The 15623-nt window shown below is 44.0% G+C and carries 16 protein-coding genes; 8 read left to right on the top strand and 8 right to left on the bottom strand.

The window, feature by feature from the left end; genetic code table 11:
* The first annotated feature begins 282 nt into the window (after positions 1-282).
* From V3S16_RS11635 to V3S16_RS11615, 5 genes are all read left to right on the top strand, one after another.
* Complete coding sequence (locus V3S16_RS11635) at positions 283-1524, top strand: amino acid ABC transporter substrate-binding protein (RefSeq protein WP_413885116.1); 1242 nt, start codon at positions 283-285, stop codon at positions 1522-1524.
* Between the two features lie 54 nt (positions 1525-1578).
* Complete coding sequence (locus V3S16_RS11630; protein ID WP_413885114.1) at positions 1579-2472, top strand: branched-chain amino acid ABC transporter permease; 894 nt, start codon at positions 1579-1581, stop codon at positions 2470-2472.
* Complete coding sequence (locus tag V3S16_RS11625; RefSeq protein WP_413885112.1) at positions 2469-3524, top strand: branched-chain amino acid ABC transporter permease; 1056 nt, start codon at positions 2469-2471, stop codon at positions 3522-3524. Before V3S16_RS11630 ends, V3S16_RS11625 begins: the two co-directional genes overlap by 4 nt.
* On the top strand, positions 3524-4267 hold the full coding sequence (locus V3S16_RS11620; RefSeq protein ID WP_413885110.1) for an ABC transporter ATP-binding protein: 744 nt from the start codon (positions 3524-3526) through the stop codon (positions 4265-4267). Before V3S16_RS11625 ends, V3S16_RS11620 begins: the two co-directional genes overlap by 1 nt.
* Positions 4268-4338: 71 nt before the next feature.
* Entirely contained in the window at positions 4339-5145 is an 807-nt protein-coding gene (locus V3S16_RS11615) for an ABC transporter ATP-binding protein (RefSeq protein WP_413885108.1), read from the top strand.
* 15 nt (positions 5146-5160) lie between these two features.
* Here the strand turns inward: V3S16_RS11615 and V3S16_RS11610 are convergent, their stop codons facing one another.
* The 6 genes from V3S16_RS11610 to V3S16_RS11585 all read right to left on the bottom strand — a co-directional run bounded on the left by V3S16_RS11610 (position 5161) and on the right by V3S16_RS11585 (position 10715).
* Positions 5161-6219: a tartrate dehydrogenase gene (locus V3S16_RS11610; RefSeq protein WP_413885106.1), complete on the bottom strand. Its 1059-nt coding sequence runs from the start codon at positions 6217-6219 to the stop codon at positions 5161-5163.
* 297 nt (positions 6220-6516) lie between these two features.
* Positions 6517-7272 carry a class I SAM-dependent methyltransferase gene (locus V3S16_RS11605; protein ID WP_413885104.1) on the bottom strand — a complete coding sequence of 252 codons (756 nt, stop codon included), beginning with the start codon at positions 7270-7272 and terminating at the stop codon, positions 6517-6519.
* 99 nt (positions 7273-7371) lie between these two features.
* Positions 7372-7725: a cupin domain-containing protein gene (locus tag V3S16_RS11600; RefSeq protein WP_413885102.1), complete on the bottom strand. Its 354-nt coding sequence runs from the start codon at positions 7723-7725 to the stop codon at positions 7372-7374.
* A complete protein-coding gene (locus V3S16_RS11595; RefSeq protein ID WP_413885101.1) occupies positions 7722-8252 on the bottom strand; it encodes a hypothetical protein in 531 nt (176 codons plus the stop codon). Before V3S16_RS11595 ends, V3S16_RS11600 begins: the two co-directional genes overlap by 4 nt.
* A 360-nt stretch (positions 8253-8612) precedes the next feature.
* Entirely contained in the window at positions 8613-8987 is a 375-nt protein-coding gene (locus tag V3S16_RS11590) for a helix-turn-helix domain-containing protein (RefSeq protein ID WP_413885099.1), read from the bottom strand.
* Positions 8988-9773: 786 nt separating this feature from the next.
* Positions 9774-10715, bottom strand: coding sequence for an ABC transporter substrate-binding protein (locus tag V3S16_RS11585; protein ID WP_413885097.1), 942 nt, complete (start codon positions 10713-10715; stop codon positions 9774-9776).
* A gap of 152 nt (positions 10716-10867) precedes the next feature.
* Here V3S16_RS11585 and V3S16_RS11580 point away from each other — a divergent pair, with 152 nt between their 5' ends.
* From V3S16_RS11580 to comE, 3 genes are all read left to right on the top strand, one after another.
* Positions 10868-11155 (top strand): MoaD/ThiS family protein, encoded by a 288-nt coding sequence (locus V3S16_RS11580; protein WP_413885095.1) that lies wholly within the window; start codon positions 10868-10870, stop codon positions 11153-11155.
* 313 nt (positions 11156-11468) lie between these two features.
* Complete coding sequence (gene comD, locus V3S16_RS11575; RefSeq protein WP_413885093.1) at positions 11469-11972, top strand: sulfopyruvate decarboxylase subunit alpha; 504 nt, start codon at positions 11469-11471, stop codon at positions 11970-11972.
* A gap of 2 nt (positions 11973-11974) precedes the next feature.
* Complete coding sequence (comE, locus tag V3S16_RS11570; RefSeq protein WP_413885091.1) at positions 11975-12538, top strand: sulfopyruvate decarboxylase subunit beta; 564 nt, start codon at positions 11975-11977, stop codon at positions 12536-12538.
* Between the two features lie 399 nt (positions 12539-12937).
* Here comE and speB read toward each other — a convergent pair whose 3' ends face one another.
* Both speB and dpaL read right to left on the bottom strand, forming a co-directional pair.
* Entirely contained in the window at positions 12938-13888 is a 951-nt protein-coding gene (gene speB, locus V3S16_RS11565; RefSeq protein WP_413885089.1) for an agmatinase, read from the bottom strand.
* Between the two features lie 104 nt (positions 13889-13992).
* Entirely contained in the window at positions 13993-15216 is a 1224-nt protein-coding gene (gene dpaL, locus V3S16_RS11560; protein WP_413885087.1) for a diaminopropionate ammonia-lyase, read from the bottom strand.
* Positions 15217-15623: the final 407 nt, after the last annotated feature.

Raw genomic sequence — 15623 nt, 5'->3', positions numbered from 1 at the left:
TCCAATTCATAAATGAGATATTTTTTCGATGAGCACTTGTGCCGGCGAAGCCTTGGCGAAGTCGCAAGGCCGCATCCGCCGTCGCCCTTAGAAAAGGGCTATGGCGGGACAAGCAAGAGTTTTCGCCCGAGGCGTACTTTTAGTACGTCGAGGGCGGAAACCCGCGGCCTCCGGCTCGTAGAGCCTACGCCTCGGAGAGAGAACGCCGCTCATCGGAAAAATAGCCATTTATGGATGGAAACTAATTAACCTGAAACATTTATACATAGGGAGGACAGGATTATGATGAGAATAGCAAAACTTTTTATGGCACTAGTGGTTGGTGTGGCCGCCCTCGGCCTCGTGGTTGCAAGCCCCGCCGCAGCTAAGGTTGAAGGTGATACGATAATTTTAGGTGCCGCGGTCTCTCTTTCTGGAAAGTATTCCACAAACGGCAAGCATACAAAAAATGGTTATGAACTTGCTGTTAAAAGGATAAATAGTATGGGCGGGGTCCAAATAGGAGGAAAGTCATATAAATTTAAAATCATTTATTATGATGATGAATCCAACTCAGGCCGCGCGGCTCAGCTCGCTGAAAGACTCATTAAGCAAGATGGGGTTAAGTATATGCTTGGACCGTACAGTTCAGGTTTAACCAAAGCCATGGCGCCAATAACTGAGGAAAACAAAATTCCTATGGTTGAAGCGAATGGCGCATCAAGATCATTGTTTACAAAGGGATATAAATATTTGTTCGCCGTATTATCCGCAGCAAACCAATATCTTGAAGTTGCCATCGATCTGGCTGTTGAAAAAAATGGCGGCAAGCCGGTCAGGATCGCAATGGCATTTGAACAAGATGCATTCTCACAAGACGTGAGACTAGGTGTTGTCGATGCCGCCAAAAGGACAGGCTCAAAGATCATTATTGATGACAAGTTGCCGAAAGAGCTAAACGATATGGCGGCAACACTGGCTAAGGTTAAGGTAACCAGGCCTGATGTGCTTGTAGTGTCCGGTCATTCCAAAGGCGCGTTAACAGCAATCAGACAAATCTCTGAAATGAAAATCGATGTCCCGATGTTGGCGATGACACATTGCGATGCTTCCAAACTGGCTAAGCAACATGGCAAAAAAGCTGAGTACGCGTTGTGTGCCGCCCAGTGGCATAAATCATTGAGTTACAAAGATAAATTCTTTGGTTCGGCAGCGACTTTTGATAAAGATTTCAACGCTGAATATGGTTATGCTCCTCCGTATCAAGCGGCAGAGTCTGCAGCCGCATTATTGGTATATAAGGATGCTTTTGAAAGAGCTAATTCGTTCGACAAAGAAAAAGTTCGTGATGCTTTGGCAGAAACTGACATGCAAACTTTTTATGGGAACATAAAGTTCAGTCCGCAAGGCCAAAACATCGCTAAACCCATGGTGTTGTTTCAAGTGAGATGTGAGGGTGATACCTGTGAGAATAAAGTGGTTGCACCAACTAAATGGGCATCTTCTGAGTTGGTCCACCCGATACCCAAGTGGTCTGAAAGATAATATTATTATTATATGCCCCCTGGATTCTAGGGGGCATTTTTTTATCATTGCATTATGGATTTATTAATTTTTCGAGCGCCGATATTAATGGTTCAGGCTTCCATGGATGGGATTCTGCTGGGAATTCTTTTTGCTTTGATCGCTTACGGAATGGCTTTGCAATGGGGCGTCATGAGTATCATCAATATTGCCCAGGGGGAATTGGTGATTATGGGCGGCTATATTGCATATTTCATGTACACAGCCGGCATTCATCCAGCATTTGGGGTTATCGTCTCTCCAATTATCATGTTTTTTGTTGGTTTGCTTCTTTATAAAACTGTCATCAACAGGATTGTTGATAGAGATTTGTTTGTCTCAATTCTGGCAACCTTTGGGATCAGCATCTTAGCACAACAACTAATGAATATTATTTTTGGAGCGGATGTTGTTGTTGCCCAGTCAGGTTTTGGCACCACGCTTCTGTTTGACAATTCTGTGACCCTGCCCAATGCAAAGATCTTTTCTGCGGTGGTGAGTGTTATCTTCTCCATAATTCTGGTTATTTATATGAAAAAATCCAAGCTGGGCCGTGCGATCAGGGCAACCGCCCAAAATGCAAGAGCGGCCAAGATTTTAGGAGTGGATACGGATAAGGTATATTCGGCGATCTTTGGAATTAATGCCGCATTGTGTGGAATTGCCGGAGCTTTGATCGCCATTACCTTCACACTGCATCCTTACATTGGTCTGCCATACACTATTCGATCCTTCATGATCGTCATTGTGGCAGGCCTGGGAAATTTGCCCGGAGTCGCGTTGTCAGGTATGGGTTTGGGTGTATTTGAAGAATTTGCAGATTATATTCTGGGGACTGAATTTCGAATAGGAGCGACCTTTTTGTTATTGGTTTTAATTCTGGTTTATAAAAGATTTAAATTGTCCAGAAAACGCGAATATTTAATATGAGTAAAAACAAAATATTTTTTTACGGTTTAATATTTGTGTTGGGTATTGCCGCGCCATTTTTGTTCCCTGCTTTTAAACTTCAAATATCCATTATGTGGATACTCGTCGTATTAGCACTGACCTGGGACGTGCAGGGAGGGCAGATGGGTTACACCAGTTTCGGTAATATCTTTTTTTATGGGATCGGAATGTATGTTTGTGCTAGTGTTCAAATAGGACTGTTCTTTCCTTTGGCGGAATGGACCGCCAGCGGAGGGGAAAAAACGTTCATACATGCTCCCTTTCAGTATTTTCAAGGAATCTTTACCGGTTTGATCTTTGCCGGCATTGTCCCCGCACTGGTAGCTGCACTGATTGGATATGGCGTCCTGGGATTAAGGGGTCAATACTTTGGCATCTGCACTTTGGGTTTAGGTGTTGCCGCGGGCGAAATCGCGGGCGGTATTGAATTAATAGGCGCCGGCCAGGGAATGACCGCTCCTCCCTGGCCGAAAGGTATTGGTGGTACAGAGTTAAGATCACAGTTTTTTTATTACATGTGTTTTATATTAATGGTTGTTGCATTCCTGTTTTTGAAATGGGCCTATCAAACAAGGTTTGGATTGGTTCTCAACGCGATTAGAGACAATGAGGATAAGGCTGAGGCCATGGGAATTCATACCATGAGATACAAAATTACCGGTTGGGTTGTTTCAGCATTTTTTTTAGGTATGGCCGGTGGTTTAATGGGGAATATGGTCGGCTATATTGAACCGACGGAGATTGCTTTTTCCGTAACAACCTACGGTGTGTTTATGATTCTGATGGTTATGCTTGGAGGAAAAGGAACGCTTTGGGGTCCCGTAATTGGAGCGATAGTTTTTCATGTATTTAAGGAAGGATTCTGGATATTCTTTTTGGGCTGGCAGTATGTTGCTCTTGGGGTTCTGATTGTGATCATTGTCGTTTTCTTCCCTGAAGGAATTATGGGTGGGCTGAGAGAAAGATATCCAGATAAATTCGGTGAGGTTGTCGATGAAGCCGCTATAAAAGCTCAAGTGGTGTTAAAATAGTGAGCAAAATATTAAAAGTTGATAAGGTTTATAAATATTTCGGGGGCGTGAAAGCAAACGAAAACATCTCCTTAACTGTTGAGGAGGGAAGAATTGTTGGATTAATCGGCCCAAACGGTTCGGGAAAAACCACATTATTTAATTCCATCGTAGGAACCCATCCCATCGATAAGGGATCAATTCAGTTTGAAGGAAAGGAAGTTTCCGAACTCCCGGTACCGGTTATAGCCAAATTGGGTTTGCTCAGAACTTTTCAACAAACGAGAATTTACGGAAAATTAAACTGCGTTCAAAACATGCTGATTAGCTCCAAACAGGAAAAGGACAATTTTTTTACTATGTTTACAAAGATTCCTGAGGAATTAACGACAAAATCTGAAGATATATTAAACTTTGTAGGACTATACCAAAAAAGAAAACTAAGGGCCGGAGATTTATCCTTCGGTCAGCAAAAGCTCTTGGAATTGGCAATGGCATTAATGAACGAGCCCAAAATGCTACTTCTCGACGAACCAACTGCCGGAATTAACCCTACCTTGATTAATGGCATTATCGATCGATTAATCAGAATCAATAAAGAATATGGTATCACGCTTTTTGTCATCGAGCACAACATGCGTGTTATCATGGACCTGGCCGAACATATTTACTGCTTGGCGCATGGACAGCTACTGGCCGAAGGCCCGGCTGATAAAATCCGATATGATCAAAGGGTGATCGACGCTTATCTCGGGGCGAACTGATGAATGAAAATGAAAAACAGACCACCGGCAAAGACGACATCGGCGGCCTGGGCCTCAACGATTTTGATACGGTGCTTTCGGTTGACGAAGTGGCGCACGACGCCGAGAAGCTGGCGGCCGAGGCGCCCAGCCGGCAGCGTTTGAGCGCGCTGGTGGGAAAAGAACCGCTACTTGCCATTGAAGGCCTTAGGGCCGGCTACGGCAAGATGGAGATACTGCATGAGTTTGATCTGCAAGTAGGGGCGGAGCAGTCTCTTTGTATCATCGGGCCCAATGGCGCCGGTAAGTCTACGGTGCTGCACTCCATCTACGGGTTCACCAACATCATGGGTGGGGGCATCAAAATGGGGGGCCGCGACATTACCCGCCTGAGTCCCAACGAGAAGCTCAAGAAAGCAGGTATCGCATACATTCTCCAGGACAATTCGGTCTTCCCGGATATGACGGTTGAGGAAAACATGCTCATGGGCGGTTTTCTTATGGACAAGCCGAGCCAGGCACAAGAGGCCACTGAAAAGGTGCTCGGCAAGTATCCCCTCCTGAGAGAACGACGAAAACAGAAGGCCGGTGTTCTCTCCGGCGGCGAGCGGCGCCTCCTTGAAATCTCCCGGGCACTGATTATGGAACCGGATGTTCTATTAGTAGACGAGCCTTCCATTGGACTCGAGCCGCGTTTTATCAAGATGGTTTTCGAAATTCTGGACGATTTGCAGAATACGGAAGGCAAAACCATTATTATGGTCGAGCAGAACGCCAAGAAAGGCCTTGAGTTTGCCGACATCGGGTACGTGCTGGTCGCGGGCCAGTTGGCCATGGCCGGAACCGGCGACGAACTCCTTGAGAACCCGGAAGTCGGTCGCCTGTTCCTGGGCGGTTGAAGGCAGTAAACGCGGTTACAGGGCTTCTGCAATAGCCGCGCCAAGTTCTACAGTTGTCGCCGTGCCTCCCATATCGGGAGTTCGCAGCGAAGTGCTCTCCAGTACCGTCTCGATGGCCTCTTCCACGGCAAGCGCAGCCTCCGGATGGCCCAGGTGGTCGAGCATCATAGCTCCCGACCAGATTTGGCCAATGGGATTGGCGATGCCTTGGCCGGCAATGTCAGGTGCCGAGCCGTGTACCGGTTCGAACATGGATGGATACTCGCGAGTCGGATTGATGTTGGCCGACGGCGCAATACCGATGGCGCCCGCAATCGCAGGGCCAAGATCCGAAAGGATATCGCCGAAAAGGTTGCTCCCTACCACCAAATCGAACCAGTCGGGATGCAGGACGAAATGAGCGGTGAGAATATCGATGTGGTACTGATCGGTCCTAATGTCCGGATACTCGCGAGCAATGGCGGCAAAGCGTTCGTCCCAGTAAGTCATGGTGTGAATGATGCCGTTGGACTTGGTCGCAGAGGTAACATGCTTGGAATCACGTTTCCCGGCGAGTTCAAAAGCGTAACGCAAAACCCGGTCGACCCCTTTCCGAGTGAAAATCGTCTCCTGCACAACGATCTCAGCTTCAGTCCCGGAATAGATTCGTCCGCCAATCTCAGAATACTCGCCCTCGTTGTTTTCGCGCACGACAAGAAAATCTATGTCCGCGGGTCCTCTCCCGCGCAAGGGTGAAACCATACCCTTCAACATGCGTACAGGACGCAGATTGATGTACTGCTGCATTTGTCGGCGGATGGGTATCAGCAGTCCCCACAGGGAGACGTGATCGGGTACGCCGGGAAACCCGACGGCGCCGAGGAAGATTGCGTCATTTTTACGAAGTTGGTCAATTCCATCCTCGGGCATCATGCGGCCGGCTCGTTTGTAGTTTTCGCAGCTCCACGGAAACGTATCCCATCTGAATTTGATATCGAAACGCCGGCCGGCCGCTTCGAGTACGCGGATGCCTTCCGGAACCACCTCTTTACCGATCCCGTCGCCGGGAAGCACCGCGATCCTGTAACTGGTCATGGGACTGCCTCCTATCAGTGAAGAATCCGGGCTCAAAAAGACCCGATTTTAGTTAACCTCAGAAGAGGGTTGGTTTATTGATATTTCGATGCCGCTATGGAGTAATGGAGTGATGGAGTGATGGAAAAACGGGCCTTAGTATTGATTGAAGCATTCGGTAAATCGGAGTCCGGAAAAGACCCACAATTATTTATTGTTTTCTCAACACTCCAGTACTCCAATACTCCATATACAAAAATTTTAGGTAATGGCATTAGTCTCTGACCGAACCCTAAGGACCAGGATTGTTATTATCGATTAACGTCTTTTCTTGATACCACCGAATGCAGCAAAACAGGACGATTTGTGTAATACTGCTATTTTCTCAAATCCTACCTTCTTCATTAATTCAAGCTGATACGTTAAACTCCTGGGAGAGTCCTCCTTGTCAATATAGTCAAAAACTTTGGCTCGATATTCTTTCCCTCCCAAAGACTCAAGGTACTCTCCGTATTTTCCCAACATGAATTCATGTATCACAGGAATGTCGTGAAATACAATATCGCTTATCCAAAAACTGCCGCCAGGGCTTGTGGCCTGGAATATTTTTTTGAAGACAAACTCCCAGTCTGACTCATCCCTTAGATGATGGAGCACAGCAGCCGACAACACGATATCATATGTATCTTTTCCAAGCTCAATTTCCCTGATATCTCCTTGGAACAGGCGAATTTTCCCCGATTTTTCTTTTAAGATTCTTGCTCTAGCTCTTTCAAGCATTGGAAGACTCAAATCAACTAAATCACAGTCCAGCCCATTTAAATACCTTAATGTTTTAATTGTATTGTTTCCGGCACCACAGCCAATATCGAGCAATCGCTTTGCATGCGGTGTGGTTTTAACTGCCGCACGCACTAACAGGTCCATCATTAACGACGCATCAATAATCGCCTGCTGTCCAGTTTCCAAATTGGAAAAACGCTCGACGTCATCATCAAAGCGTTCCCTGATTTCCTTTATTGTGGATTTTTTCTCAAGAGGGGTTTTCACTTCCAATGTAAGGGATTTTGTCATTTTTCGATTCGTTCGTTAACCTTTACCTGCCTTTGGCAGGCCGCAGTCCCACTGTATGTGGGATAGGGAATGCTCGCGCTGTTGCAGTACAATATCAAGTTAGGATTGTTGGCGCTTCAGCCAGAAATCAAAAGATCGGCCTGGAACAAAGATATCGATACCGATCGATGGAACGTCCAGGACGTTTTTGACGACATGGGGCTCATCCCCGGGTATATAGGCAGCATCACCCTCTGCAAGTACTTGTTCACCATCCTTGTCGGTTTGGATTGCAAGTTTGCCTTTGAGGACGACCAACACCTGTGCATTCGGGTGCGCATGCCGCGGCGAGGCATGCTGCGGCGGTTTGACAAAGTGCTCCATAGAAATGTCTTTTTCATTACAGAGACTCACGCGTTTCCAGTCTTTTTCAGGCTCATAACTCTCGGCCTTATGGAAATGGATAATCTTCATAAATCCCCTCCGTTTCTCCTTTCAGGGCCAACATATTCGGAATCATCAAACTGTCTACGATCTTGATCGGAACGTCTGTCCACGGTGCAGTTCTGAATAAAATAATCTAACTGAGATATTTGGTGCGAATCCAATTCTCCAAATTGCACTCTCATCAGCTTTCTGTTTTGAGAACTGTAAGAAAATTCATTGTCTACATCGAGATCAGAAATGGTTTTAAATGGTAAATTCTCCAAATAAAAACTAATATTGGCGAATAATATATCTAATTCAACAGATTGGTTTGACTGCTCTTCACTGGGAAAATAACGAAACGTCAACCCACTCCTGCTAATATTAATAATTTGACCCGTCAGGATAGGCTTTGACTTGAAAATAGCGATTGCAATCTCCCCCCTGCTCATATCCTTAATTTGGTCCAGTTTGGAAGGTGCTGATCTGACGATAGCAAAGGCCCCTTCCATTGCCATGCATAGCTCATGTTTCCTTCTATCTTCCGATAATCCGGTTTTCTCAGAAATTGTCATATAAAAGTCCTTCTTAAGGCATCATCACTCTAATCTGTTCAATACGAATTCCCGATCACAGATCATTTTTTAATGATTTGTGAACATTGTTTACAAATAGCAAATATAAGTGCAGGATGTCAAATTCTGAAATCAAAGAAAAACCCCTGGGTAGGGGACCCAGGGGCAGCGAATGGAGGAAAGGTATAATAAATGCCTACCCTTCACATTTGTTCATATATTACCACAATGTAGCATGTCAAGTTGTTTTTGCCAAATAGCTTAATTATTTCTTTTGCTATTATAATAATTCTCCTCCTTATCGTTTATTGTTTTCGCTTACATATCGGCTTCAATTCAGGTTTTTAGGTAGGATAGAGCTTACATCACGGAGATAAAAACCTCACAAGACCTACAACACTCCATCTTTTCTTTCCAGTCCTTGCAAGCACTACCACAGCAAATTGTTCCGTTAATAAACCAACAGAGGTTACCTGTCTGAAATTCCCAGGCCGGGCATTGTTTCTTGATCTCAGAAGGACATTTTTTTATAACCCAGCATGGCTTTCGGTCTTTGCTGTTCTCTTTCATCCTGGAAATTAGAAAAAGCATCTGCCGCTCTACGTAGACCGGTATGTTTCGCCAGCCCTGCTCATAACTGTGTATCGCCTTTATAGACGTTCCGAGCAGTTGGGCCATCTGGCGTTGTGTCTTGTTCATTCTGTGGCGGAAGCTTTTAAATTCTTTAATTTCCATGGGAAATCACAAAACTTTTTATTAAGGCACCAAGAAATAATACTTAGCATTAATGATATTAACTTTTGTTATTTAGGACTACTAACACATAGTGGCAATAAAATCAAAGCAAAAAATATTTTGGTTCATGACCAAGTTGGATTTGGAGTTAACAGGCAGTGCTTTGACTTGCAGTGCTGTATATTTTGAGAGAAGCTTAGGGTGGCTATTAGTGGCTACATTCGATGCCTGAAAATGCAAGATTTCTTGCCTGGATCATGCATTTGGTAAAAGTGAGGATTTGTAATCAACATCACCATGTCAGCACTCCAGTCTATCTAGAAAAATTCCCCTGAGGTTCTCATGCAAGTTGAGTTTGCGAAATCCCGCTTGCGGGGAGCAGGGCCAAAGAATAATTAAAATGCAACACATTGTTTTAGAAGATATGAGATTCTATACATCATAGAATAATTAAAATACGCATCCCAAGCAACTTATAAACTAATGTACCCCCAGAATCCCTTTCAAGAGTAGTAAAAAGAAAAGCCTATCGGTAAAAATGAGAGATTACTCCTGAAGTAACACCGGAGGGTACATTGAGTCAATAGCAGATTGGGTTTCCGAATCCATCAAATTTCGGGGCTTTATTTTTTAATGCTTCAAGGCAGCGTTCATTGCTCTCAAGTTGTCTGCAATTTCTTTTCTGAGAGAGTTCATTTCTCGAATATCCATATAAATATGAAAAAGCAGTAACCCCGTTAATAATACAAGCCATATTAAAGTCCAAATCGGCATAATACCACCTCCTTAGTTTATCAAATAATGATGATTTTCCGGATGAATTTTTTCTATAAACCGGAAATCAAAAATATCTTCGATATTAAGATTTCGTTTAATATATCCCAATCTATGTAAGGCATCCACAAATTCCATCGTCGATTTAACGTACCCGTTAGAAATCGCAATGCAATACTTAGGGGAAATTCTTAAGACCTGCTTAATGTATTCTTCGGTTGCCATTTCAACCGTGTTGGCTATCATTTTTGCCGCCACATCTGGGGATTGCCGAATCAAAGTGGCGGATTTTTTGTGGAGGGTCAAAAATCCAAGCACATAGTTGGGATGTTTTTTAATTAAATCGTCATGAAAAAAAACGCCATAACTTGGATTGTTATCCCATAAATTATCAGCTCGAATGATAAGACGGGATTCTAACAGGGTTGCAGCAAAAACGGCTAAACAAGGAGTTCCTACCCCCCCTTCTAATATATTTTTTTTCATGTCTAAAGCGATAAGTTCCGGCTCCTGGTAATTAATAACTTCGATTACATCCTGTAAATTGTATTTTTCTATGAAAAAGTTTAAAATTACATCATGAATTGAACCTTTGGCGGGCACTCCGATTGCCGATCTTTTAAATTGGGATAGTACCTTAAACAAATCATTATCTAATTGAATATCATCTTTGTATTTCTTTTTGGCACACATAATCGTTCCTTCAACATGCCCTCCAGCTACACACTTAATTCGAACTCCTTGTTCTATTCCTATAATTGCCGGCGGTAGTCCCATATACCCTATGTCCAATTCATTATTTTTAAAGGCCGCTACCATTTCCGGCCCGGTTCGAAACATTTTCCAGTCAATTTCAATATTAAGCTGGGTTTTCAAATCATCATCCTGCATTAAAATAAAGTTAGAGTGATAGCAGGTTGAAAGGTGACCGATAGCGAGCTTATTTTTTTCCATTTTCACCATCCAATTTCGAATTATATTATGATAATAAAATTTTGCTTAGCTTTTTACGAGTTCATCACTTTTGGGTTTACAAAAAAGCAAAACAAGGCTATTTTAATATGCTGATTACCTATAACTTTATGCCTTATTGGAGATAATTCAATATGATTGCTGTAAAAATTTCTTTCTTATCGTTGTTAAAGGATAGAATTGGTGTCAAAGAGCTAAATATGGATTTAGAAGATGAATCCACAATTAATGATGTATTTGCGAAATTATTCGAAAAATATGGAGAAGATATTGAAAAATTATTAATTAAAAAAACGGGTGATTTAAATGATCAAGTTGTTATTATGTTAAATGAAAAAAGCATTCGTTCCCTGGACAACTTAGACACCAAAATTCGTAATAATGATGAAATTATATTATTACCTGCAATTGCCGGGGGCTAAGTTTTAGCTGAAAATTATTTTATTCATTTCGTATCCGCATCTCTATCGGCGTTTGGCTATCCTGAGCTGTCCAGCGCCTGTCCGATATCTTCATTTGATAAGAACTCCTTTTATTGAGGATGGAGTATAGAAAAAAACACATTGTGTGTCAAGCGTCATAAACGGCAACATATGGCAGTTACGTTGCGAGTTTAGTTATGTTGTGAGAATTTAATCAAAAGAATTCCTCGATGCTCTGCATCGGGGTTAATAAAATAAAAATTCATTTTGATACCTCGCAGCTCTGCTGCGGGGTAGTTCATCGGAGTAGGCTATGGATTCAGGATTAAACTCCTTAATTCTTAAAGAGTTGAAGAAGGGAGGCGTCGATTTTGCTGTTTCCGTCCCTTGTAAACTTCTTTCCGGACTTATTCTGGCATTGGAGAAAGATTCAGACATAAAATATTTTCCTGTAACGCGTGAGGAAGAAGGTGTCGGTATTTGTGCCGGCGCTTTTTTGGGTGGTAAATTTCCATGTATCGTCATGCAGAACTCAGGGATTGGCAATTGTATCAATGCGTTATCATCACTTTTAGCGCTCTATAGGATCCCCGTCGTTTTTGTCATCAGCCATCGGGGCACACCCGGTGAGAAAATAAATGCGCAGTTCCGGATGGCCCAACTGACTGAAGGGTTTCTCGATATGCTTAGAATACCCGTTTTTAAGTTTCGAGACAGGAGTCAGGTTAACAATGAACTTGCTGTTATTGCCAAACATGCCTGGGTGATCGAATATCCGGTAGCTGTTTTAATGGACTTTCAATTTTGGAGTAAATGATCGTGAAACGTTATGAACTTCTTAAGTCTCTGATTCCTCTTTTTTACGATGCGCTGGTCGTATGCAACATCGGCGTTCCCTCCCAGGAACTATATAGTTTGGATGATAGGGAAAATTATTTTTATATGCTTGGCAGTATGGGTATGTGTTCCTCCATCGGGCTCGGTTTGGCCCTTTCGACCGAGCGGACGGTTATTGCTGTCGAAGGTGACGGTGCCATACTTATGAACTTGGGGTCATTAGCCACCATAGCTAATAATGCCCCGAATAACTTTATTCTTCTCATTGTGGATAATGGAACATACGGATCTACCGGCGATCAAAGAACTTACACACAAGGAAAAACTTCCTTATTTAAAATTGCACAGGGCGCTGGGTGTGAAAATGTATCCGAATGCAACGGCAAAGATGTCTTCGATGCCCTGAAAGAGGCAGTTAAAAGTATGAAACCATCAGTAATCGTAGCAAAAGTTGAGCCCGGCAACGAACCCGTCGCTGTTATACCGCTCAGTTCTGTATGGATAAGAGACCGTTTTAAAAAAGCAGTTTTACAATCCATGGAGTAGTAGAATGATAATTAACAATACCGTCACAAAGAACGATCGTTCGATTATCGTAACTTCTCCGTATTCGGGAGAAGGAAGTCGGTTGGGTAAACGTAAGTACGACAGATGATGTTGAAAGGGCTGTGAGCAGCGCATACGGCAGCTTCCATGAAAACGTGAAATATCTCTCTCCTAAGGATTGGGTACAAGCGGGCAGAGGTTAAAGTAGTCCATTGCATTTTTGCCATGGACAGGGAGCGCCGGCAGCATAAGGAATATCAGAAAGCAGATGATTTTTCTTTGCATACCCTTACCGTTTTGTTGCTCTTAATTTTGAATCATAGCATATTTCGTTTGTAAATCGCAAAAATTTTGGCCTTCAATTAATCCAAGGGGATGGAACAATGCCTCTAACAGTCTTCATTTAGAGTCTGAGTTTATTTTCTCTGCAAGAACACATAGAATCTCATACATTATTGTTGCCCCGATCAGAGCAGTATTACCGGATGAATCAAATGGTGGTGACACCTCAACGACGTCTGCACCAACAAGGTTCAACCCTCTCAGCCCACGTATTAATCCCTGTGCCTCTATCGTAGTTAGGCCTCCAATCTCCGGTGTCCCCGTACCAGGAGCGTACGAGGGGTCAATGCTGTCAATATCAAAGGAAACATAGGTGGGACCTTCACCAACCACACGCCTCACTTCAGTTATTACTTTTTCAACTCCAAGCTTATTGAACTCCTCTATATACACAATTCGGATGCCCTGTTTGGGACCAAACTCCCAACATTCATCAGAGTTTGCGGCACCTCGAATCCCTATTTGAATAGTTCGCTTTGGTTCCAGTAGCCCTTCCTCGACAGCTCTTCGGAGGGGAGTCCCATGGCTGTATTTGAAATTCATTTCCTCATCGCAACAGTCCGTATGGGCATCAATATGCACCAGGCCAACAGGATGATCTACTGCAATGGCTCTCATAATCGGCAAAGTAATTGAGTGATCACCACCAGCACTTAAGGGGACAATTCCAGATTTATGAAGTCTCTCATAGAAACTTGCTATATCAGCATGGCTGGCTACAACATCAAATATTTGTTTGAAATGAACATCACCGACATCAGCTATCCTGCACAATTTATATGGGTTTATTCGCGTGACATGGTGGATAGCCCGCATCATGCTCGACATGTCTCTTATCTGCCTTGGACCTTGACGCGCACCCGATCTAGCTTCAACGGCACCATCATAGGGCACTCCAACTAGGGCAATGTCCAAACTGTTCAGATTGGTTGTGTGAGGAGCTCTCATAAACGTAGGGATTCCGCTATAACGCGGTTCATTCATGGGATTGTGCACGTTCTCTACCATATTGTCTCCTTATGCCATAGCCCTTCGGGGGATGGCTTATTGCCGCAGTCCTCGCGTCCCAAATTTACAGCATGCAAAAGGCGATGACCATTCAAAGGTAGTATTTAAATCACAGTAAGTGGATATTTCCCGTGCCAGAGGATTTCACGGTAGTTTTCGGGATCTGTTGCACCCTCTGTATTAAAAAAAAGCAAGTTGGAATTAGGACCTATCTTCAGTTCTTGTTTTAACTTACCAAAATCAGGGTTGTTGGCTAATAGATCCAGCAAACCGATGCCCACGGATCCTGACTCTCCCGCTTCCACAGCATCGTCACCCCCCAGAGGATTGGCCAGAATACGAATCCCGTTGGCAGCCACGAAGTTGTCGCAACTGATGTAGCAACTTGGAAAATCCCGCAAAATCTCCCAGGCAATGGGGTTTGGCTCGCCGCAGGCCAGGCCGACCATGATGGTGTTCAGGTCTCCCGTAACGGCGTGGGGGAGGCCATCGCCGGCTGCAGCGGAAGCAAGAATGCAGGCCGCATTATTAGGCTCCATGATGATGAACCGGGGCGGATTGTCTTGAAACTTGTTGACCAGATAGCCGACCATGGCGCCGGCCAACGCTCCTACCCCGGCCTGAATAAAGACATGGGTGGGGCGTATTCCCTCTTGAGACATCTGGCTCACAGCCTCTGTACACATGGTCATATAGCCCTGCATGATCCAGAGCGGAATTTCAGTATAACCCTCCCAGGCCGTATCTTGGATGACATACCATCCGTTTTCTTGAGCCATGCGACAAGACAACCGTACCGCATCGTCGTAATTAAGATCGGTTACTTCAACGGTGGCTCCGTGTGAGCGAATGTTCTCCACCCGAGAACGCACCGACCCTTTGGGCATATAGATAACCGCTCGTTGTTTTAACTGTTGCGCAGCCCAGGCAATGCCGCGCCCATGATTACCATCGGTGGCCGTAGTCAACGTTATCTGGCCGATGCGCTGCCGTACTTCATCGCTCAGCAGGTAATTATAATCGATATTTTCTATATCTACCCTCAGTTTTTGACACAATAGCCGCGCAACGGCATAACTGCCTCCCAACACTTTGAAGGCCTTGAGGCTAAACCGCGTCGATTCGTCCTTGACCAAGACCTCTCCGATCCCCCATGACTGGGCCAGCTTACTCAAGCGAACGAGATTGGTTGGTTGGTAGTCCGGAAGTTGGCGGTGCAACCGCAGCACCTTCTGAGACGCAATTTCAGAAAAACTCTTTGGAATGGTTCCACCCTTGGGAGTCTTCACCAAATATTTAAAGGCATATTCTGGGATTTCCTTTTTCATTAGCTTTTTTCCTATGATTCAGACCTTTTTGCAACTTGCTGAAATTTAAGATTGATTGCCTGAATCTTCAGTTGCCTTAAGGTGAAGATACCATAATGTAATCAAATAAAAAAGAGTAACCGTTCAAAGGTTCAGCCGCCTACGCTGAAGCTACGTCGTGCCAAGGGGTTCAAAGGTTCGCTGCAAATTTGAACCGTACATGTGAACGACTAAAACTAAAATGAAGATTTATTTAGTCCTGAAAAACCTGGTCCTTTGAGCCAGGCCAGAGATATTTGGCTCTGCCTTGGAGTTTTGTGTCTAAAATCACAAATTCCAAGCACCAAACATTAAATAAATCACAAATTCCAAGCACCAAATTTCAAATAAATCACAAATTCCAAGTCTCAAATTCCAAACAAGGGCTA

It is taken from the genome of Candidatus Desulfatibia sp., from assembly GCF_036446775.1.
Lineage (GTDB): Bacteria > Desulfobacterota > Desulfobacteria > Desulfobacterales > UBA11574 > Desulfatibia_A.
Note: the sequence above shows the minus strand (reverse complement) of the source record. Positions and strands in the feature narration are given on the sequence as shown.

Coding starts and splice junctions, on each gene's coding strand:
- V3S16_RS11625 (WP_413885112.1), top strand. CDS start 2,469: ATGAGTAAAAACAAAATATTTTTTTACGGTTTAATATTTGTGTTGGGT.
- V3S16_RS11590 (WP_413885099.1), bottom strand. CDS start 8,987: ATGGAAATTAAAGAATTTAAAAGCTTCCGCCACAGAATGAACAAGACA.
- speB (WP_413885089.1), bottom strand. CDS start 13,888: ATGGTAGAGAACGTGCACAATCCCATGAATGAACCGCGTTATAGCGGA.
- V3S16_RS11600 (WP_413885102.1), bottom strand. CDS start 7,725: ATGAAGATTATCCATTTCCATAAGGCCGAGAGTTATGAGCCTGAAAAA.
- V3S16_RS11610 (WP_413885106.1), bottom strand. CDS start 6,219: ATGACCAGTTACAGGATCGCGGTGCTTCCCGGCGACGGGATCGGTAAA.
- dpaL (WP_413885087.1), bottom strand. CDS start 15,216: ATGAAAAAGGAAATCCCAGAATATGCCTTTAAATATTTGGTGAAGACT.
- V3S16_RS11580 (WP_413885095.1), top strand. CDS start 10,868: ATGATTGCTGTAAAAATTTCTTTCTTATCGTTGTTAAAGGATAGAATT.
- V3S16_RS11605 (WP_413885104.1), bottom strand. CDS start 7,272: ATGACAAAATCCCTTACATTGGAAGTGAAAACCCCTCTTGAGAAAAAA.
- V3S16_RS11595 (WP_413885101.1), bottom strand. CDS start 8,252: ATGACAATTTCTGAGAAAACCGGATTATCGGAAGATAGAAGGAAACAT.
- V3S16_RS11630 (WP_413885114.1), top strand. CDS start 1,579: ATGGATTTATTAATTTTTCGAGCGCCGATATTAATGGTTCAGGCTTCC.
- comD (WP_413885093.1), top strand. CDS start 11,469: ATGGATTCAGGATTAAACTCCTTAATTCTTAAAGAGTTGAAGAAGGGA.
- V3S16_RS11635 (WP_413885116.1), top strand. CDS start 283: ATGATGAGAATAGCAAAACTTTTTATGGCACTAGTGGTTGGTGTGGCC.
- V3S16_RS11585 (WP_413885097.1), bottom strand. CDS start 10,715: ATGGAAAAAAATAAGCTCGCTATCGGTCACCTTTCAACCTGCTATCAC.